This is a genomic window from Metabacillus sp. SLBN-84 (assembly GCF_053629595.1).
In genome coordinates this window covers 3,764,432-3,785,158 of record NZ_JBRJIP010000001.1, presented here as the reverse complement: position 1 = coordinate 3,785,158, position 20,727 = coordinate 3,764,432, and the positions used below count along the sequence as shown (strand labels likewise).

16 protein-coding genes and 1 pseudogene are annotated in these 20,727 nt (G+C 45.2%); 12 read left to right on the top strand and 5 right to left on the bottom strand.

Annotated features, from left to right (window positions below):
- Nucleotides 1-234 precede the first annotated feature (234 nt).
- The gene (locus RKD52_RS19085; protein WP_454100945.1) at nt 235-1,695 is read right to left on the bottom strand and encodes an aldehyde dehydrogenase family protein; all 1,461 of its coding nucleotides are present in this window, start codon (nt 1,693-1,695) and stop codon (nt 235-237) included.
- A gap of 87 nt (nt 1,696-1,782) precedes the next feature.
- On the opposite strand from RKD52_RS19085, the gene RKD52_RS19080 reads away from it, so the two are divergent.
- The 3 genes from RKD52_RS19080 to RKD52_RS19070 all read left to right on the top strand — a co-directional run bounded on the left by RKD52_RS19080 (nt 1,783) and on the right by RKD52_RS19070 (nt 4,168).
- Entirely contained in the window at nt 1,783-2,439 is a 657-nt protein-coding gene (locus tag RKD52_RS19080) for an MOSC domain-containing protein (RefSeq protein ID WP_454100944.1), read from the top strand.
- A 332-nt stretch (nt 2,440-2,771) separates the two neighbouring features.
- Entirely contained in the window at nt 2,772-3,263 is a 492-nt protein-coding gene (locus RKD52_RS19075; protein WP_454101269.1) for an RNA polymerase sigma factor, read from the top strand.
- The gene (locus RKD52_RS19070; protein WP_454100943.1) at nt 3,263-4,168 is read left to right on the top strand and encodes a sigma factor regulator N-terminal domain-containing protein; all 906 of its coding nucleotides are present in this window, start codon (nt 3,263-3,265) and stop codon (nt 4,166-4,168) included. Before RKD52_RS19075 ends, RKD52_RS19070 begins: the two co-directional genes overlap by 1 nt.
- Before the next feature lie 400 nt (nt 4,169-4,568).
- Here RKD52_RS19070 and RKD52_RS19065 read toward each other — a convergent pair whose 3' ends face one another.
- Nucleotides 4,569-5,846: an MDR family MFS transporter gene (locus RKD52_RS19065; protein WP_454100942.1), complete on the bottom strand. Its 1,278-nt coding sequence runs from the start codon at nt 5,844-5,846 to the stop codon at nt 4,569-4,571.
- 143 nt (nt 5,847-5,989) lie between these two features.
- Between RKD52_RS19065 and RKD52_RS19060 the strand changes: the two genes are divergently transcribed.
- Nucleotides 5,990-6,784, top strand: coding sequence for a VOC family protein (locus RKD52_RS19060; RefSeq protein WP_454100941.1), 795 nt, complete (start codon nt 5,990-5,992; stop codon nt 6,782-6,784).
- Nucleotides 6,785-6,818: 34 nt separating this feature from the next.
- Here the strand turns inward: RKD52_RS19060 and RKD52_RS19055 are convergent, their stop codons facing one another.
- Nucleotides 6,819-8,633, bottom strand: coding sequence for a solute:sodium symporter family transporter (locus tag RKD52_RS19055; RefSeq protein ID WP_454100940.1), 1,815 nt, complete (start codon nt 8,631-8,633; stop codon nt 6,819-6,821).
- Nucleotides 8,634-8,794: 161 nt separating this feature from the next.
- Entirely contained in the window at nt 8,795-9,196 is a 402-nt protein-coding gene (locus RKD52_RS19050; protein WP_454100939.1) for a hypothetical protein, read from the bottom strand.
- Nucleotides 9,197-9,364: 168 nt separating this feature from the next.
- On the opposite strand from RKD52_RS19050, the gene RKD52_RS19045 reads away from it, so the two are divergent.
- From RKD52_RS19045 to treR, 6 genes and pseudogenes are all read left to right on the top strand, one after another.
- Nucleotides 9,365-9,736, top strand: coding sequence for a DnaJ family domain-containing protein (locus RKD52_RS19045; RefSeq protein WP_454100938.1), 372 nt, complete (start codon nt 9,365-9,367; stop codon nt 9,734-9,736).
- A 15-nt stretch (nt 9,737-9,751) separates the two neighbouring features.
- Nucleotides 9,752-11,095, top strand: a complete 1,344-nt coding sequence (locus tag RKD52_RS19040) for an FAD-binding domain-containing protein (RefSeq protein ID WP_454100937.1) — start codon at nt 9,752-9,754, stop codon at nt 11,093-11,095.
- A gap of 14 nt (nt 11,096-11,109) precedes the next feature.
- Complete coding sequence (locus RKD52_RS19035) at nt 11,110-11,760, top strand: DUF429 domain-containing protein (RefSeq protein WP_454100936.1); 651 nt, start codon at nt 11,110-11,112, stop codon at nt 11,758-11,760.
- A gap of 267 nt (nt 11,761-12,027) precedes the next feature.
- The gene (treP, locus tag RKD52_RS19030) at nt 12,028-13,443 is read left to right on the top strand and encodes a PTS system trehalose-specific EIIBC component (RefSeq protein ID WP_454100935.1); all 1,416 of its coding nucleotides are present in this window, start codon (nt 12,028-12,030) and stop codon (nt 13,441-13,443) included.
- Between the two features lie 63 nt (nt 13,444-13,506).
- Nucleotides 13,507-15,190, top strand: a pseudogene (treC, locus tag RKD52_RS19025) (alpha,alpha-phosphotrehalase).
- 33 nt (nt 15,191-15,223) lie between these two features.
- Nucleotides 15,224-15,943, top strand: coding sequence for a trehalose operon repressor (treR, locus tag RKD52_RS19020; protein ID WP_454100934.1), 720 nt, complete (start codon nt 15,224-15,226; stop codon nt 15,941-15,943).
- A 37-nt stretch (nt 15,944-15,980) separates the two neighbouring features.
- On the opposite strand, the gene RKD52_RS19015 is transcribed toward treR, so the two are convergent.
- A complete protein-coding gene (locus RKD52_RS19015) occupies nt 15,981-17,468 on the bottom strand; it encodes a phytoene desaturase family protein (RefSeq protein ID WP_454100933.1) in 1,488 nt (495 codons plus the stop codon).
- Between the two features lie 167 nt (nt 17,469-17,635).
- Here RKD52_RS19015 and RKD52_RS19010 point away from each other — a divergent pair, with 167 nt between their 5' ends.
- Entirely contained in the window at nt 17,636-18,571 is a 936-nt protein-coding gene (locus tag RKD52_RS19010) for an alpha/beta hydrolase (RefSeq protein ID WP_454100932.1), read from the top strand.
- Nucleotides 18,572-19,412: 841 nt separating this feature from the next.
- Nucleotides 19,413-20,687, top strand: a complete 1,275-nt coding sequence (locus tag RKD52_RS19005; RefSeq protein ID WP_454101268.1) for a lysine N(6)-hydroxylase/L-ornithine N(5)-oxygenase family protein — start codon at nt 19,413-19,415, stop codon at nt 20,685-20,687.
- The last annotated feature ends 40 nt before the right edge of the window (nt 20,688-20,727 follow it).

Sequence of the window (20,727 nt, the reverse complement as noted above, 5' to 3'; positions counted from 1 at the left end):
TTGGGAATGAAGCTTGGTGGTACTGAACGCTGTTATAGGAATCATCAAGCGCTTGGAAATGAAGCTTGATGGTACTGAACGCTGTTACAGGAACCATCGACCGCTGAGAAGAGAAGCTTGATGGCACTAAACGCTTTTATAAGAACCATCAACCTCTGAAAAGAAAAGCTTGATAGCACACAAAAAAACGAGGCGCCTACTCCAGCGCCTCGTTTTTATATTATCTATTCGCAATCAGCTGAAAAACGGATAGCTCCGGTCTTTTTCCTGTACGCCGATCCATTTGACGGTCGTGAATTTATCGAGCGCCCACTCGCCGCCGAAGCGGCCAAGCCCTGAATCTTTCTCGCCTCCGAAGGCTACATGTGCTTCATCGTTAACGGACTGGTCGTTGACGTGAATCATGCCGGTTTCGATTTGTTTTGCAACCGTGACGCCTCTGTGAAGGTCTTTTGTAAAGACGGATCCACTCAAGCCGTACGGGGATCCGTTGGCAAGTTCAATGGCGTGCGCCTCGTCCTTTGCTTTCAGGATTGGGGCAACAGGGCCGAAAATTTCATTTTTGGCAATCGGCATGTCATTGGTTACGTGCGTAAGAATGACCGGCTCCATGACGTTTCCGTTCACAGCACCGCCTGCAATTTTTTCGGCACCTGCTTTCAGACTTTCTTCCAGATCATCCTGAATCCGTTCAATCTGATCGCTGTTGATCAGCGGGCCGACAGCTGTTTTAGGGTCAGATGGATCACCTGCCTGAAGCTGTCCGACTTTTTGTTTGAAAAGCTCGACGAAGTCATCGTGTACGCGTTCTTCTACAATGATGCGGTTAAGCGCCATGCAGATCTGCCCCTGGTGCAGGAATTTCCCGAAGGCCGCGGATTCAGCAGCTTTTTCAAGATCTGCGTCTGCCAGCACGAGCATGACATTGTTGCCGCCGAGTTCAAGTGCCGTATCCTTCAGGTGCTTGCCTGCAAGCTCGCCGATGTGGCGACCGACCTCGGTTGAACCAGTAAAGGAGATGAGCTTTGGAACGCGGTGTTCAATGAAGGCATCTCCAATCTCTGAGCCTCGTCCTGCAACTACATTCACTGTGCCCTTTGGAGCTCCTGCGTTTTCAAAAAGCTCTCCGATTAAAAAGCCCGAAGTAATTGGCGCTTCTGATGCAGGCTTAATGACAACCGTATTACCTGTGGCAAGCGCCGGTGCTACTGAACGCATGGCAAGGTGCAGCGGGAAATTCCACGGGCCGATGACGCCGATGACTCCTTTTGCTGTCCGGTACACCCTGTTTTCTTTTCCAGGAATATTGGAAGGGAGGATTTTTCCTTCCATCCGGTACGGGAATGTACTTGCTTCTTTAACGATCCGAAGTGTTGCCGCCCATTCCACTTCTGCTTTTATTTTTGTGCTTCCTGATTCATTTACGAGAAGATTGATAATCTCGTCTTTTCGTTCCAGAAGCGCCTTTGCTACATTGTCCATGACTTCTTGTTTCTTTTGAGGAAGAGTATCTGCCCATTCTTTCTGTGCTTTTTCGGCAGCCAGATAGGCTCTGTCCAAATCGGCATCATCTGCGGAGCGGAATTCGTTTATCGTTTCACCGCTGAACGGATTGATGTTTTTAATGGTCTTTTCGCTTGATCCTTCTGTCCATTCACCATTGATAAATTGATTTGTATACTTGTTCATTTCCATTCCTCCTGTCATCCGGTACTATTCCCGTTATGCAATTTCTTTAAAACGTCCGATGTGCACAAGTCTATTTTGTGGCAAAATAAGGGTATGACCAAGGTGAAGGAGCGGAATCAATTGAAACTAGTTTCCATCAATACAGGACTGCCGAAAAAAGTCCTGCACAACGGCCGTGAAATTGAAACCGGCATTTATAAAGAACCGGCAGATTTGCCGATCATGCTGAAAAAAACAAATTTTGAAGGGGACGGACAGGCTGACCTGAAAAATCACGGCGGCGAGGACAAGGCAGTCTGCGCCTACTTTTACGATCACTACCCATATTGGGAAAACACTCTTGGTTTTAAGCTCTCGCCCGGTGCTTTCGGTGAAAATCTGACAATAAGCGGCATGACCGAAAAAGAAGTCTGCATCGGGGACATATTCAGACTCGGAGAAGCCGAACTCGAAGTGAGCCAGCCGCGCCAGCCGTGCTTCAAGCTTGCTTTGAAACATGAAGTCAAGGATCTTCCTGTTCAGGTGCAGAACACCCGTTATACCGGGTTTTATTTTCGGGTGAAAAAAGAGGGCATGATCAGAAGCGGAGATGTACTTGAACGGATTTCAAGCCATCCGAAGAAGGTGACCATAGAATTTGTCAACAAGATCAAATACGAGGATAAATTAAACGCTGAAGCGATAAAAGAGATTCTGGAAGTGAAGGAATTGTCGGAGAGCTTTAGAAGTTCGTTTGAAAAACGGCTGTAAAAAAGGATGGGACAGAGATATAGGGTGAATTTGAGCATGCACGAATCAAATTTAAGGGTTCGGTTCAGAGGTGAAAAACAGTAAATCGCAAAGTGATTCGCACACCATTTAACAACTGAAATGGTGTGCTTTTACCTGTATGTCTCTTATACGGTCTATATGTAGAAGTATCCAAGTTATGACCCCTTTTTATGAGGATGCAGTAACCTCCTGCTAGTTAGTTTGGTAGGAGGTTATTAACGTTGGTGATGAAGTAAAGAAAATAATAATCCATATAAGTGTATACATTTATAATCCTTCATTCGTTGTATAAGTATAGGGAGGAAAAAATGATGAAAAGGGAAGATGTATTAGCCTCCTATCTTATCCATTTGGGAGAGGAAGTGTTCGGATTATTACTGATGAAAGGGGCCAAGAAAGAAGATGCAGAAGATATCATTCAAAATACCTTTTACAAAGTTTACACCATATTGGATGGCCTAACAGAAAGTAATTTACGTCCTTGGTTTTTTAGAGTATCACTTAACGAATATATTGACTTGAAAAGAAAAAAAGAACAGCAGAACATTTACTTAACCGAGGAAATCTATTCAAAGCTCCAACACGTAGATTGCGAAATTGACACGATTTTAAACAAGGATGAGATTATTTATTTATTAAAGGACATAAAAAAAGAATACAAGGAAATTTTCTTTTTAAAGTATTACTATGATTTATCTTATGAGGAAATTGCTCATATGTTGGATATTCGAGTAGACAGCGTTAAGCAAAAACTATATCGTGCACGCAAGTTTATCTACTCAAAAGTAGGAGGAAGACGATAATGGACAATTCATTAAATGAAGCATTGAAAAAGGCTAAACGAAAACAACTTTTAAAAATCATTATGACGACAATCATCGTCATATTAATTCTATTACCTATACTCGATAAAACAGGTAATTACTTTGCAGCGAAAAGTTCGGCAAGTCTGCACGAAGCACTGTCTTTACATAATGCCATTGCCGAACCTAATATCCAAATCGATTCTCAAATGATCAGTCATTCATCAATGTTTGGCGGAAACATAATAACAAACCGTTCTAAAAACATTAATGGATATGTAGTTCAATGGAGTACACTAACAAGTTCGTATGATTGGATTGGAGGACAAATAGATGATAACGAATTAAAACCAGGCTTTTATTGGTCTGATGCAAACTTTTATGAGTATGACAAACAAACAAAAAACAAAGTTGCAACATTTTATCATCCGTCCATTAAAAAATACTTTAGGGGTGTTCCAAATGAATTAGAGGAACTTTTGCAAATGGATAATCACGTTGCAGAGGTTGCCATTTCTTTCAATCAACCGTATACCTTTCAAGAAATAGAAGAAAAAATACCTGATAATTTAAACATTGTATGGTTATACATGACCTCAGAAATTGTGGATGAGAGTAAAGGACCAGCTGGAATGCCTGTTTATGGATATGTTCCGTCTGCTTCACCGAGGACAGCGTATAACGCATTTATTAATGACCTAGAGCAATATGGTGCTGACGATGATATGATTCAGGACTTTTTAAATAAAAATAAAAATAAATCATTTGATAATGTGGAAATTCTAGGAGTAATGCTCACTGGGCAAGCGGAAAATTTCAAAGCTTTAGAAAATCAAACTTTTATTCGTGGTGCTTCCATCGGTGCCACAGCACAAATTGTTCCTTACATTAAACCTGAAAAGTAATAAATGTTTAGTTGCGAAACAGATTCTTATTAATCAAAATCAGCTAATGGTTTGTCAAACATTCGCTGGATTAGCTTGCTATACTCCCCAGGTGCCTCTAGTAGTCTAGACCTTAAAAAAAGGTCAACCAATAACTTGGTCAACCTTAAAATACGATCGGGAGCTTTAATAGAATAAGAAAGAGAACTCCAATTTAATGCTGGAGTGCCTTTTTTTGCTGTGCTGCAATACCGGTTAATAAATGGCAGTATAAATAGCACCTTAACTTTGCTGCTCAACAAAGCCCTGCTGATTGCTATGAGATTTGATAGGTCAAAAATGAACAGGATTGACACGTAAACCCTTATATATTAACAAAAAATGTATGAAGTCTCGGGTTTATTAATGCGATTCAACGCTCCTATGTTTTGTCCAAGTTGCTTTTTTCACTGCTCTTTTCATAAACCGCAAACGTCACCCAGTAAAGGGCTGCACTTGCAAGGGCGAGCATTCCGAGGATGGCAAATGTCCATTGAAAGCCAAACCAGACCGTCATCGGAATGGAGAGCGGGGCAATGGTCCGGCCGACCGTGTAGCGGAGACTCGCTGCGGCAAAATACTGTCCTCGCATATGCTCGGGGGCAAGCTTTGAAACAAAGCTCTGCTGCAGGCCGGCTGTCATCAATTCAGCGAGTGTGAACAGTGCCATGGCAAAAATCAGTCCCCACAAGAAGCTGAACTGGCCAAAAAGGAAGATCGAGACTGCGTATAGGACGGAAGAAAGAATAAAAACATTCCGTTCTTTGTACATCGTCATCCATCTCGTTACAGAAATCGTCAACAGGGCGACCAGCAGTCCATTTTCAGAAAGAAGAAAGCCGAAGGCCTGCTCGCCGCCAAGTGTGAGCGACCAGCTGCCGAATGAGAGAAGTTCTTCACTTTGAACCGTTTCCTTCGTATAGACGGGAATCAGCATGTCAAGCTGCATAAAGGTCTGTGCCGCAAGAACACCGGCACCGATATACAGGAGGAAGGCCCGGTCTTTGAAGATGATTTTGTATTCTCCCAGCTGCTGAAGGAGAAAGTGATGCCACTTTGTGTTGCCCTTCTTGTTCAGTACGGATTCCGGTGCTGTTTCCCTTGTCCAGAGGAACAGCATGCCTGAAAGCAGAAAACAGATGAACCCTGCGAAGACGAGGAGTTCAAAGAAATAGTCTACATAGAAGATGGCTCCTAAGATAGGGCCGATGACTACAGCCAGATTGATAGACGTATAAAATACCGCAAACACATTGCTCCGGTCTTTTTCCTTTACGACATCGGCAATCATAGCCTGGCTTGCAGGCCAGTAGAACGAACCGAAAACCCCTGCAAGAGCGAAGCATGCAAATCCGATCAGAGGGGCGTCAAGCCATGGTGAAACAGACAGGGCAAATATGAGAAAGGATATTCCCTGTCCTGCTGAAGAGAGAACGAGCATCTTTTTTCTCCCGAACCGGTCCGCGCAGTAGCCTCCCATTAAATTCGCCATCACGGAGAAAACCTGTGAAAACACTAAAAGGAATCCGGCTTGTTCCTTGCCGAATTCATCTGCAAAATAAATCGTCAAAAACGGGAAAAACATCCAGTATGTAATATTCATCAACGCTTCCCCGAATAAGCGTATCTTTAAATTCCGGTCCCAATCTCTAAGTCTCATGCTGCTGACCTCACTTTTTAAAATCAAACCTCTATCATCATACCCTGCTGCACAAAAAGGGGCAAACAGGTTCATGCTTGTGCAGGGGCACATAAGGTGGTAGGTTTTAGTCAGGCCGAAAATAAAGCCAAAGGAGCTGTCCAATGGAAATTATTTTAGATCATCTCGTTCATTTTACAGACCGCCATCCGCTTGAAGCGGCAGAGTTTTTTAAAAAACAGGGACTGACTGCTGTAATGGGGGGCAGGCATGAGAAATGGGGCTCGTATAACAGCCTTTGTTATTTCAGCAACCTCGCCTACTTGGAGTTCCTATCGATTGAAGACAGGAAAAAAGCCAATGAATCGGACAACCCTCTCATCCACCGTCTGCTGAAACAGCGGACCGAGGGTCTTGGCCAGATTGCCCTGAGATCGGACAATCTTGAACATGTGAAAGCAGAGCTTGAAGAGAAGGGGCTTGAAACAGTAGACATTCTTGAAGCGGGCAGAAAACGCGAGGATGGATCACTGCTAGAGTGGAAAATGCTTTTCATCGAGCAAAGCGACGACGAAGCGCCTCTTCCTTTCTTTATTGAATGGAAGCAGTCTGAGGATGAACGAAAGCATGACTTGTTCAGGTCTGGCGCACTTCCGTCTGAAAATACCGAAGTGTCGGTTTCGAAAGTACACTATATCGTAAGGGATTTAAATGCAGCTGTTCTGAAATGGAGAAAATATTTTGACCTTCCAAGAGGCGAAGAGGCTGTTTATGATGAGTGGCGGGCAAGGATTTATACATTCTCTCTTCCGTCTTTTCAGCTGATTTTTGCCGAGCCTTCAGGGGACGGCCTTGTTCAGCAGATGCTTGAACGAAAAGGGGAAGGGCCTTATCTTGCAGAGTTCGATCCGCCTGTTTTCAAATCGTATTATCAGGTGCACGGCAGCATGTACAAATAAAAAATCAGCCTCCTTATCCTGGAGGCTGATTTTTTTAGTCAGTCAAATATTTAACAGATACAGGATTCAATTTTCCCGAAGGGCGGCGAAGCCTGTAATTCTTTCTCGTATGCTGCTTCAGCAGGTATTCTTCATACTTTCGGTTCCAGTGTTTAACAGAAGCAAAGACGAGAACGCCTGTTATGAGAATGAGACCAGTGATTGCTGGCCAGAATGCCGCCGACACATATCCGTCCGCATACGCAAGTCCAATTGGAGAGAAAACGATATAGGTTGCGCAGACGAGCGCAAGCAGAATGATAGAGGTAGCAATTGTGTACTTCCACGGCATCATGTCAACCGATGCTTCAGTCTTATAAATGTAGGCCTGTTCTCTCGGTTTAACCATTCCGATTGCAAGCATCATGAACACTTCAATAAAGAAGAGAATGGCATAAATATGAATGAAGTGGATATCGACGGTAAAGCCGAAGAGATGGTTCGTTCCCCAAACGAGCATATAGTAGGCAATAACGTGAAAAATGATCACCACTTTTGCAGCAGCGGCCGGTACAAATTTAGAAAGCAGACCGACAAGGACAATGGTAATAATCGGGATGTTGAAAAAGCCGGTAAATTTCCGGATTAAATCCCACAAGCCGTCCGGCGCATACATAAGCAAAGGAGAAACAAATAATGCGACAAGTGCGAGCAATGTTCCAAACAGCTTGCTCACGCTGATCAGCTTTTTATCATCAGCCTTCGGATTAACCTGCACCTTGTAAATATCGAGTGCAAACATCGTGGCTGCGCTGTTCAGCAGAGAATTGAATGAACTGAACACGGCACCAAGCAGGACTGCAAGGAAAAATCCTGACAGATACGTCGGCAGCACGTCCGCAATCAGAGTCGGATAAGCAAGGTCAACTGATTTCAGGCCGTCACCATATTGATGGAAAACAATGATGCCGGGAATCATCATGAAGAGAGGAATAAGCAGCTTATAAAAGCCTGAAATAATGACCCCTTTTTGACCTTCAGCAAGATTTTTGGCGCCAAGCGTCCGTTGAATAACATACTGGTTGGATGCCCAATAGAACAGATTGGCGAAAATCATTCCTGTGAAAATGGTGCCGAAGGGAACAGAGTCTTCACTCGATCCAATTGCGTTCAATTTTTCGGAATGAGAGGTTGTAATCTCTTTCATGCCATCAAGCATGCTTCCATTGCCAAGGGCGATAAAACCTAAAACAGGAACGAGAATTCCAATGATTAAAAGTCCGATTCCGTTCAGTGTATCTGACACAGCCACAGCTTTCAGCCCGCCGAAAATGGCATAAACAGCTCCGATAATACCAATCACCCAAATGACAAGCCAGATTGACTGCATATAAGAAATTCCAAACAGCGCCGGAACATCAAACATCTGCAGGACAGCAAGTGCTCCGGAATAAAGCATGGAAGGAATCGTTACCAGAATATACCCGAGCATAAAAAGAATGACGGTATACCGTCTTACGCCCTCATCAAACCGTTTGCTCAGGAATTCGGGGAGAGTCGTAAAACTGCCGCCAAGGTATTTTGGGAGCAAATACAAAGCCATCACAACAATCGCAAAGGCGGAAGTAACCTCCCAGGCCATATTTGACAGGTTTGTGCGGTAAGCCTGTCCATTAAGTCCCACGAGCTGCTCAGCCGATAAATTTGTAAGAAGCAGTGAACCTGCTATAAAACCACCCGTAAGTCCTCTGCCCGCAAGGAAATAACCGTTTGAATCCTCATTGCCGCCTTTTGTTTTCAGATAGGAAATCCATGCTACAAGACCCATAAAAAAGGCGCATGATAAAAGCGTGAACCAGATTCCTCCCATATGTATGCCTCCTTCAAGATGCTAAAATTGTTTTTTAGAATAATTTCTATCCATTAAATAACCTCCATTCGACAAAGATAAACCTGACTGGATAAAAAAAAGGAAATAAGAACGAAACAAAAGTCTGATTTAATGGAAAAATCAGACTTTGTAAGTAGAAGCTATTTGTTTAATGGCTTTACCACAATCGCCTGGGAGCATTTACGGATCACGCAGTCGTTCAATTCTTCATTGGACAGCATGCCAAGTGTGAGCGCTGCATCAATTTTTTCTTTATCGGGCTGTTTGACCAGAATAATACAATCTGAGAGATTCAATTCTTCCAGGACTTTGACCGTTTTTTCAGGATGATAGGATTCGGACTGCCTGATCTGCCTCTGAATCTTGTAAGCTCCAATTCTTTCTTCTCCTTTGCTGTTTTTGCCGTATTCATGATCAAAATAGGCATTGAAAATCTTTTTGATGTCCTTCATTTCTTCTTCTACTTTCTTTGCCTTTTCATTCAGCGCAGCATACCGGGAGACCATTTCCTCAGGGATTTGAAAGGTGTTTGGGTTGTTCATTCTGATGCCTCCAATTTATGATGTTCTTAAAGGATATGCAAGAGGGCCTGTTTGCAGAACGTCTGTTTGATTGTTTGTCACGAATCATCTATATTTTTAAGAAGGAATCGTGCTGCACAATGTATAAGCTAGTAAAGAGTAGTGATTACAGGACAGGAGGCTGTAAAAATGGATCTGTTCACCATTCTGTCAGAGGATAAAATAAAACAGGCAATAAAAGACGGGGAATTTAACCGGCTGCCCGGCATGGGAAAACCGCTTCAGCTTGAGGATTTGTCCCATATTTCCCCCGAGCTGAGAGTGTCCTACAAGATGATGAAGAATGCAGGCATGCTTGATGAAGAGGCAGAGCTGAAAAAATCCATTCATAAGCTTGAAGACCTGGCATCAGCCTGTCATGATGCCCTTGAAAAAGAAAAGCTTGAGATGCAGCTGAGCGAAAAACGGGTAAAGCTTGAAAGAATACTGAAAAAGCGCGGCACATTTTCATCAAAGGCTTCCGCTTTTTACAAAAATAAAATCAATTCGAAATGGTCATAACATGGAGTGAGTGACATGAACGTTGTCTGGTTTAAACGGGACTTGAGGACCGAAGACCACATCCCCCTTGCAGAAGCAGCACGCTATGGAGAAGTTTTGCCGCTGTATGCTGCGGAGCCTTCGTTTTGGGGGACAGGTTGCCTTTCAGCACGGCATCTTCAATTCGTACGGGAAAGTCTTGAAGACATGCAGCTTTCATTTGAGAAAATGGGAAGCAGTCTTTACACATTCATTGGTGAGATAGAGGATGCGCTCGAAGAAATGTATGAAACGTGCGGCGACTTTTCCCTGTATGCGTACGTTGGATCGCGGTCTGCGGCAGACGTGAGCAAGCATGAAAGAGTCAGAGACTGGATGACTGATAGAGGCCTTGCTTTTCATGAGTATGAAGAGTACGATGCACCCGGAAAGAATGCAAAGCAGAGGTGGGAGGCTTTTTGCGGAAGTGAAGCAGCGCGGATGCCCAGCCGCTTATCCATACCTGAAAAGGTTCCGGACCGTTTCTTTTCCGGCACAGAAAAGCTGAAATCGCTCCCTGTCAAAGGCAGCCCGATAAAATTCGGCCAGCAGGGAGGGGAAACACAGGCACTGGAAACGATTGAAACGTTTTTAAATGAGCGTGCCGCTTCCTATTTAGAAAATCGGTCAAACCCTCTTCAGTCCACGATTTCTTCAAGCAGGCTGTCTCCGTATCTTGCTTGGGGAAACATCTCGCTGTGCACCATTTTACAAAAAACGTCGATAAAGATAGAAAATTGTGATAATTTGTTCCCCGTGGAACAATTGGCGGCTTTTATGGACCAGCTGAAGGCGAGATGGAAGCTGATGGAGAGTGAAGTTGAAGCGATTTCAGAGCTGTGTCTTCATGATGAAAGGCCACCATTATTCGACAAATGGCACGCGGGAGAAACAGGCATACCGTTTGCTGATGCATGCATGAAATGTCTGCACAAAACAGGGTGGCTTCCTGCCAAATACCGGGGCATGCTTGCTTCTTTTGGAATTGCGGTTCTCGAACTGGATCACGCAGCGTGTTCGGAAGCACTTGCCTCCCTTTTCCTGGACTATGAGCCGTCGATTCACACCGAACAGATGAAAAAGGTCTCTTCAAAAGCGGTGAACCCGGTCAAAATAGGAAAGGCGGAAGATCCGGACGGAGTTTTTATCAAGAGGTATCTGCCCGTTCTGGAGCGTGTGCCTGCGAAATACATTCATGAACCTTGGAACTATCCAGGTTTTTTTCAGCTGGACTACCAAGCTCCGGTGATTGATCTGAAAAAAGCGGTTAAACCTGCAAAAAAAGGAACGGAACGCAAAAGCAAGCCTTCTGATAGTGAACAGCTGTCATTTGATTTATAAAAGGAGGGAGAAGAGTGCATGTAGTTGGAATTGATCTTGCAGGTCCTGCCAATCACAAAGAGACGGCAGTTGCTGTTTTTAAAAAAGAAGCGGACAGCCTTGTACTGAACAGCTTGACGTTTCATAACAGCGACCGGCTTATTCTGGAGACAGTAAGCCGTTTAGCCTTAGAAGGAGGAAAAGTTACTGTCGGAATTGATGCGCCGCTCTCTTATCAGGACGGCGGCGGGGACAGGCCTTCAGACAAAGCTGTCAGATCAAAGCTTCGGGAGGCGGGCCTCTATCACGGCTCCATCATGCCTCCGACCTTGAACCGGATGGTTTATCTCACTTTAAGAGGCATTCACCTGAGCAGGGCGCTTGAGAAATACACGGGTTCTATTGTTGAAGTGCATCCCGGCGGTGCAATTGGGCTCCGGCTGAAGCCTGAAGACCGGAATCTCGCTTTGACATATAAAAAATCAGATGCGGACAGGAGAAGCCTTCTCCCGTTCTTTGAACAATGGAGGATGAAGAATCTTTCGCCGGACGCTGCAGAAACAAGCCACGGACTTGATGCATGCGCTGCCGCCCTTGCTGCCTGGCACTGGGCAGATGTAGAACTTGAACCCGAAATATGCATAGGGGCCGATAAACCGTTTCATCCTTTTGATTTTTGCTGCTGAAGATCACGTTTGTGCGTGGTCTTTTTTTAATTCTGCTTTTCCTGCTTGTATGCCGGCAAAAAGGGTAACAACCAATAAAGGCCTGCTGAAGGGAATGATTGTTATGCATAAAAAAGCATCTGGCTGAAAACGATTACGCTTTTCTGTTGACAACCTGTATATACAGGAATACAATGTGAGTGTAACTTGTATATACAGGATGATTTTCTGTGAACATAGCGAGAATAATAGCACGTAAATGAAAACGATTACGGGAGGTTGAAATAGATGAGCGTGAACAAGCAGGAAGTCCGCGACATTGTGGATGCGGTCGGCGGGAAAGAGAACATTGCCGCTGCAACGCACTGTGTCACTCGTCTCCGGTTTGCTTTGAAAGATGAAAGCAAAGTGGATAAAGAGAAGCTTGATCAGATTGATATGGTAAAGGGCTCATTTTCAACAAACGGCCAGTTCCAGGTCGTCATAGGACAGGGTCTTGTTGACAAGGTTTATAAAGAAATGGCTGAACAGACAGGCATGGGCGAGTCGTCCAAAGAGGATGTCAAGGAAGCAGCATCAGGCAAATTGAATCCGCTTCAGCGTGCCGTGAAGATGCTTGCGGATATTTTCATTCCGATTCTTCCGGCGATTGTTACGGCCGGTCTTCTTATGGGGATCAACAACATTCTGAGCGGGAAAGATATTTTCTTTGACGGGCAGTCTCTGATCCAGGTGTACCCGCAATGGGCGGATTTGTCCTCCATTATTAACCTGATTGCCAATACCGCCTTCACCTTCCTGCCAGCTTTGATCGGCTGGTCGGCAGTAAAGCGGTTCGGCGGAAGCCCGCTGCTTGGTATTGTCCTTGGTTTGATCCTTGTGCATCCTGATCTTCTGAATGCATGGTCTTACGGTGAAGCTCAGGCCAAAGGAGAGGTTCCAGTATGGAACCTGTTCGGTCTTGAGGTTGAAAAAATCGGCTATCAGGGACAGGTGCTTCCGGTTCTGTTTGCATCGTACCTGCTTGCCAAAATAGAAGTTTTCTTAAACAAGCGGATACCGGATTCCATTAAACTGCTTGTTGTTGCTCCAATCACTCTTTTAGTAACAGGCTTTGCAGCATTTATCCTGATTGGACCTGTTACGTTTGCAGCCGGTAATGCAATCACAGACGGCGTTATTGCCATTTTCGACAACTTTGCAGCTCTTGGCGGTCTCCTGTACGGCGGATTCTATTCTCTGCTTGTTGTAACAGGCATGCATCATACGTTCCTTGCCGTTGACCTTCAGCTTGTGGCGAGCGCCGGAGGAACATTCCTGTGGCCGATGCTTGCTCTGTCAAACATTGCTCAAGGTTCTGCTGCCTTTGCGATGATGCGCATTGTGAAGGATGAAAAGCAAAAAGGTCTTGCCCTGACATCCGGTATTTCCGCTTATCTCGGGATTACGGAGCCGGCCATGTTCGGTGTGAATCTCAGATACCGCTATCCGTTTATCGCTGCAATGATCGGTTCTGCGATTGCAGGTATCTTTATTACAATTAATCATGTCAAAGCATTCTCAATCGGCGTCGGCGGAATCCCCGGATTCCTATCCATCCAGTCTGAATACTGGACAGCGTTCTTTATCGGAATGGCGATAGCAGTTGTCGTGCCGTTTGTTCTGACATATGTGTTTGCGAAATTTAACTGGAAGAAAAAATAAAAGCAGAAAGGGACAAGCCATTGTCCTTTTTTGCGTAAATTCTAAAATGGTGGTGCATGTACAATGAAACAGCCCTGGTGGAAAAAATCAGCGGTCTATCAAATTTATCCGAAAAGCTTTAACGATACGACGGGAAATGGAGTCGGCGATATTCAGGGAATCATCGATAAACTTGATTACTTGAAAAAACTCGGCATCGATGTCGTGTGGCTGACGCCGATTTACGAATCTCCCCCAAAAAGATAACGGCTACGACATCAGTGATTATTTTTCCATTCATGAAGAATACGGAACGATGGAAGACTTTGAACGCTTGTTAAAAGAGGCTCATGACCGCGGAATTAAAGTCATCATGGATATTGTGGTGAACCACACGTCAACAGAACATTCCTGGTTTAAAGAAGCCCAGTCTTCAAAAGAGAGTCCTTACCGCGATTTTTACATCTGGAAAGAAGGAAAAGAGGACGGTTCTGAGCCTTCAAACTGGATTTCAAAGTTCGGGGGCTCTGCATGGAAGCTGGATGAAAAAACAGGCGAATACTACCTTCACCTTTTTGACGTCACACAGGCTGACCTGAACTGGGAAAACGAAGAGGTCCGCCGGAAAGTGTATGACATGATGACATTCTGGTTTGAAAAAGGTGTCGACGGTTTCAGGCTTGACGTCATTAACCTGATTTCAAAGGATCAGAACTTCCCTGATGACAACGGCAACACTGCTCCGGGAGACGGCCGCAAGTTTTACACAGACGGACCGCGTGTTCATGAGTATATGAAAGAAATGAACAGAGAAGTGTTTTCAAAATATGACAGTATGACAGTGGGCGAAATGTCATCCACGACAATCGACAACTGCATCCAATATTCAAATCCTGATTCAAATGAGCTCAGCATGACGTTCAACTTCCATCACCTGAAAGTGGATTACCCGAACGGGGAGAAGTGGGCGCTCGCAGATTTTGATTTTCAGGCGCTGAAGCAAATCCTTTCAAAATGGCAGGTGGAGATGCATAAAGGCGGCGGCTGGAATGCCCTGTTCTGGTGCAACCATGATCAGCCGCGCGTTGTTTCAAGATACGGAAACGACGGCAAGTACCGCGTGGAATCGGCAAAAATGCTGGCCACAACCGTCCACATGATGCAGGGGACACCCTATATTTATCAGGGCGAGGAATTCGGCATGACAAACCCTAAGTTTGAATCCATCAATGATTATCGCGATGTTGAATCCCTGAACATGTTCAGCATTTTAAAAGAAGCCGGCAAGTCAGAACAAGAAATCCTTGAAATCTTAAAGAGCAAATCAAGAGACAATTCCCGCACGCCGGTTCAATGGGATGATTCAAAACATGCAGGATTTACAACAGGCACACCATGGATCATGCCTGCGAAAAATTACCCTGAGATCAACGCCGAGAAAGCCGTCCAGGATGAAAACTCAGTCTTCTATCACTATCAGAAGCTGATTCAATTAAGAAAAGACATTGATCTCATCACGTACGGAGATTACGAACTGATCCATGACGACCATGAGCAGCTGTTTGCCTACGTCCGCAATGGAGACGGCGAAAAACTGCTCGTCATCAACAATTTCTATGAAAAAGAAACCGTCTTTACACTGCCGGTGCACATCGGTGATGAGTTTAAAGCGGAAATCCTGATCAGCAACTATCAGGACTCAAGTGAATCTGTAAAAGAAATCACTCTCCGTCCATATGAATCCGTCGTTTATCATCTTAAAAAGTAACATTTCATGGTAAACTGGTGATGGTGGTTAAAGATGAAAACAAACAATAAATACCTGGCTATTTACCAGGAGCTTGCCGATTTAATCAAACAGGGCATCCTCGCGCCTGATGAAACAATTCCATCTGAAAACGAGCTCGCTGCAAAATACGAGACGTCAAGGGAGACGATCCGCAAGGCGCTCAATCTATTGGCGCAGAACGGGTTCATTCAGAAGGTTAAAGGAAAAGGGTCCATTGTGCTCGATGTGACGAAAATGAGCTTTCCCGTTTCCGGTCTTGTCAGTTTTAAAGAGCTGTCGAAAAACCTTGGACGCTCGTCCCGCACAACTGTAGAAAAATTAGGTCTTATTAAACCGGATCCGTTTATTGCCCAGCAGCTGAACCTTAGCGGCGGGGATGATGTATGGGAGGTTGTCAGGTCACGAAACATCGACGGGGAATCCATTATTCTCGATAAGGATTACCTGAACAGCCGCTTCATTCCTTCTTTAACAAAGGAGATCTGCGAGGATTCCATTTACCGGTACATTGAAGAAGAGCTTGGTCTCAAGATCAGCTTCGCCAAAAAAGAGATTGTTGTGGAAGAGTGTACGGAAGAAGACTATGCTTATCTCGATCTGCACAGCTTTACCCACATCGTTGTAGTAAAAAACCATGTTTACCTGGATGATACAAGTCTGTTTCAGTATACAGAATCAAGGCACAGACTTGATAAGTTCCGGTTTGTGGATTTCGCCCGGAGAGGGCATTGAAAAAGTCAGGCTGCTGCCTGACTTTTTTTATGTGCTTTCAGCTGCGCAAATCCCTGAGAACAGACTGGGAAGCATGATACCCGCTGACAGACACACCAATTGTTCCGGCCCCGGGAAACACACTGTCGCCGCACAGGTAGATGCCCGGTATGCCGGTGCGGTGCGACAGACTGTTGAACAGCGAATGCTCCAGAGTTTGCGGATATCCCCCGACCATTCCTCCCGGTCTTTTAGTGAACGTTTCCCACGCTCCCGGAGCCCCCGGCATGACATCTGTCAATCCGTCCTGCAGACGCGGAATCGCCGTCTCAATCGAGCGCAGCATCCGGTTTGTGAGCACCTCTTTATATCGGTCATACTTTTCCTTCGTATCCCACAGCTTCAAGTCCGTATGGGTGCTTGCTGTCATGGTTCTGTATCCGGCAGGTGCCCTCCGCGCGTCCTCTTTTTTTGAAACAGAGAGAAACAAGTGATGCCCTTCCGTCATATCGCCTGAGTCATTGTCCATCACCTGATGAAAAAGCGGAAAGTTCTCCGGGATGACCTCCTCTTTTACAGTAAGATAAAGCGTCATCGTGCCCCATTGCTGCAGGCTCTGTTTTTTCGTATATGCTTTGCTCAGCTGCTTTTTTAAATCCTGGGACAGGAGGCTGATAAATCCGGGCAGGGGAAGGTTGCAGATGATATAGTCCGCGTCATAGGTCTTGTTCTTCCGGTCAGTCACTCTGTACCGGCCGTTTTCTTTATGAATGGATTTCACCCAGGATCGTTTTTTCAGAACGGCTCCGCGGTCTTTTGCGAATGCAGCCAGATGCTCGGCTATTTGATACAAACCGCCATTCACATAAAAGGCGCCGTCATGGTACACAGTCAGGGCATAGGCGCCGAGGATGGCAGAACAGTCCTCGCTCGTTATCTGCATCGAATCAATGAGCTGGGCATCAATTAAGTGAACAAAGTCCCGCTCATTCTGAAGTCCGTGCTTTTTGAGCAGGGCCGCCATCGTACTCTGAAAATAAGGGATAAGGCCAAGGGTGGATGGTTTTAGTGACTTTAAGAGCTTCCCCCACTCAAAAGCTGTCTTTGGAGGAAGGACCGGCAGGGGATCAATCAGCTTTTTCACTTCCGCACCGGTTTTCCATATGTCTGAGTAAAATGCATGGATTTTCGCTGTAAGATGCGGAAAGTGCTTCTCCGCTTCTTTTAAATAAAGGGTACGGTCGCGGTAATAGGAAATGGTTTTCCCCGGCAGGTGAATGTCCATGATGACATCAAGCAGGCTGTGTTCCTGAAAAGGAAGACCGAGTTCACGGAAAAGCTTATCGTGCACGCCGCCTTGTTCAAAGCCCATGCCGAGGGTTGCGCCTGCAGGATATAAAAATTTCCCGCGCTGAAACTTACCCGCACAGCCGCCCCACTCGTTTGATGCTTCAAGAACGGTGACGTCTGTTCCTTCTTTTGAAAGAAAAGCAGCTGCCGTCAGTCCGCCGATGCCGCCTCCAATGATGATTGTCCGTTTTGCCATCGTTTTCACCTCGCTGTCATTGTACTTTTTTACCGCTCAGCGCCCAACTTTTAATCGGCTGCCGGTATTCTTACAAAACTTTTACAGTGACTAAACGGTACCCTCACACTTATCACCTATTATGAAAACGGTAATATGATGTGGAAAAGGGAAGTGAAGGTGATACCATGTGGATTTTGCTTTGCTCCATACTTGCCGCTTTGATAGCAATACTCGCTGTATCCTTCTTTTTCAGCACCCTTATTACGGTACCCAGAAAAGTGGAATATGAAAAAACGTACAGGCTCGGAGTAGAAAGCGGGGAAATCAATACAGAGCATTTTGAAAAAACGCCTAAAGAAGAATGGTTCATTGATTCCTACCACGGCTACAAAATTCACGGCATGTGGTTTCCTGTTGAGAACAGTAAAAAAGCGATTATTATTGCACACGGCATCACATGGTCGCTTTTCGGAAGCTTTAAGTACGTCAAAATGTTTCATAAACGGGGCTATCATGTTCTTCTGTGCGACCACAGATTCCACGGCCTGAGCGGTGGCACGCATACCTCATTCGGCTACTATGAAAGCGACGACCTGCACGCCTGGGTCGACCATATTTATGAAGAACTCGGATCATCCGCATTTGTGGGAATACTCGGCGAATCCCTTGGAGCGGCATCGGCCCTGCAGTATGTGAAAAAAGATCCCCGTGTTTCCTTCTGCATTGCAGACTGCGCCTTCAGCGACCTGACCGAACTTTTGAAAACACGGCTCATGCTGGACTTTAAAATCAGATTTTATCCGCTCATCTACCTGACCAGCATGGTCACGAAGTTCAGATACGGGTGGGGATTTGAGGAAATAAAGCCTGCGCGCGATCTTGAGAACACGAAAACACCGATTCTCTTCATCCACGGTAAGGAAGATTCCTTTATTCCTGTCAACATGACCCTTGATATGTACAAAATGAAAAAAGGACTCAAACAGCTGTACCTGGTGCCGAAAGCCGGCCACGCCCAGGCGTTTCTAACAGACCCTGAAGGCTATGAAACTAAGGTACTGGAGTTTCTAAAGAAGATCGAGCATGACGGAGATGGAATAGCAGAGGTGGGGGGACGCTGAGGCGTCTTTTTTGTTTGGGAGGTTTGGTTGATGGCACTGATCCGGAAGAATAGAACCATCAAAAAGAAGAATGCTCAGGTTGATGGCACTTATCGGGCAGAATAGAACCACCAAAAAGAAGAATGCTGGGGTTGATGGCACTGATCCGGAAGAATAGAACCATCAAAAAGAAGAATGCTCAGGTTGATGGCACTGATCCGGAAGAATAGAACCACCAAAAAGAAGAATCGTCAGGTTGATGGCACTGATCCGGAAGAATAGAACCATCAAAAGGAAGAATCCACAGGATGATGGCACTGATCCAGAAGAATAGAACCATCAAAAAGAAGAATCCTCAGTTTGATGGCACTTATATAGAAGAATAGAACCACCAAAAAGAAGAATCCGCAGGTTGATGGCACTGATCCGGAAGAACAGAACCACAAAAAAGAAGAATCCACAGGTTGATGGCACTGATCCGGAAGAATGGAACCATCAAAAAGAAGAATGCTCGGGTTGATGGCACTGATCCGGAAGAATAGAACCATCAAAAGGAAGAATCCACAGGTTGATGGCACTGATCTAGAAGAATAGAACCATCAAAAAGAAGAATCCACAGGTTGATGGCACTGATCCGGAAGAATAGAACCACCAAAAAGAAGAATCCACAGGTTGATGGCACTGATCCGGAAGAATAGAACCATCAAAAAGAAGAATCTACAGGTTGAGGGCACTTATCCGGAGGAATAGAACCATCAAAAGGGAGAATCTCCTGGTTCGCCCCAGTCTGCTTAAAACGGATTATTCTGGGGAAAGTAGGGGTATAGATTCAGGAGCAATTATGAGAAAAGCAGGTGAGACAGTGTACGATGTGATCGGGATTGGGATTGGTCCATATAACCTTGGCATGGCGGCCATTTTGGAGGATCTGCCTGAGATTGAAGCGGTCTTTTTTGATAAAACGGATGAGTTTGTCTGGCATCCCGGCATGCTTATCGAGGGGACGGATATGCAGGTGCCGTTTCTTGCAGATCTTGTGACGTTCTGCAATCCAAGGAGTAAATATACCTTTATCAACTATCTTCATGTACATAACAGGCTATATCCTTTTTACTTTTTTAACCGGTTTGATATTCCCAGGAGAGAATACAGTGAGTACGCGGCGTGGGCGGCAAAAGAGATCGAGAGCTGCCGGTTCAGTTCATGCGTGACACATGTTGAATACAAAAAAGGGGCAACCCCGCATTATGAAGTACGTGTCATAAGCAAGGAAGGCACCGAGGTATATCAAACAAGGCACGTGGTCATGGGCACCGGAAGCATCCCGCTGCTCCCGTTTGACACTGAGCTTGGAGAGGATGTCTTTCATTCCAGTAACTATATGTTCAAGCAGGAGTCGTTAAAGAAGAAAAAATCCATTACCGTCATCGGTTCCGGCCAAAGCGCCGCAGAGATTTTTCTTGATCTTCTCCAGTCTCAGGATCTGTTCGATTATGAGCTCAGCTGGTTTACGAGATCGGCAGGCTTCACCCAGCTGGAATCTGCCAAGCTCGGCCAAGAAGTATTTTCACCGGATTTTGTCTCCTATTTCCACGACCTGTCGTTTGAGCAGAGGCAGAAGGCGCTTCCGGAGCTTGAACAGCTGCGTAATGGCGTGGATAAAACGACGCTTGTTTCAATCTATGACCTGCTGTATCACCGTTCCATTCACGGAAAAGATGCGCGCGTGAAGATCATGCCGCTGACAGATGTGAACGATTTGAAACCGGATGGTGACAAGTATATTCTCAAATGCCATCAGTGGCAAAGCGATACTAGCTTTGATCACGGGACAGAAGGAATCGTATTTGCGACAGGCTTTAAGCCGAATATCCCGGAGTGGATTGAGGCTATGAAGGATGAGATCATCTGGGAGGATGAAAAGCTGTTCAAAGTTGAAAAGGATTTCCGGCTTGCTTTTAAGGACGGAAGGAAAGAACAGATCTACACTCTTACAAACCTTGAACACTCTCACGGAACAGGGGCAACAAATCTTGCTCTTTCAGTTGACCGGAACATGAAGATCATCAACTCCATTCTTGAAAAAGAACATTTTAAAGATCAGGGCAAAAACGTCTTTCAGCAGTTTACGCCATAAAAAAAAAGTCCCTTCCCGCACCCGGGAAGGGACTTTTCCT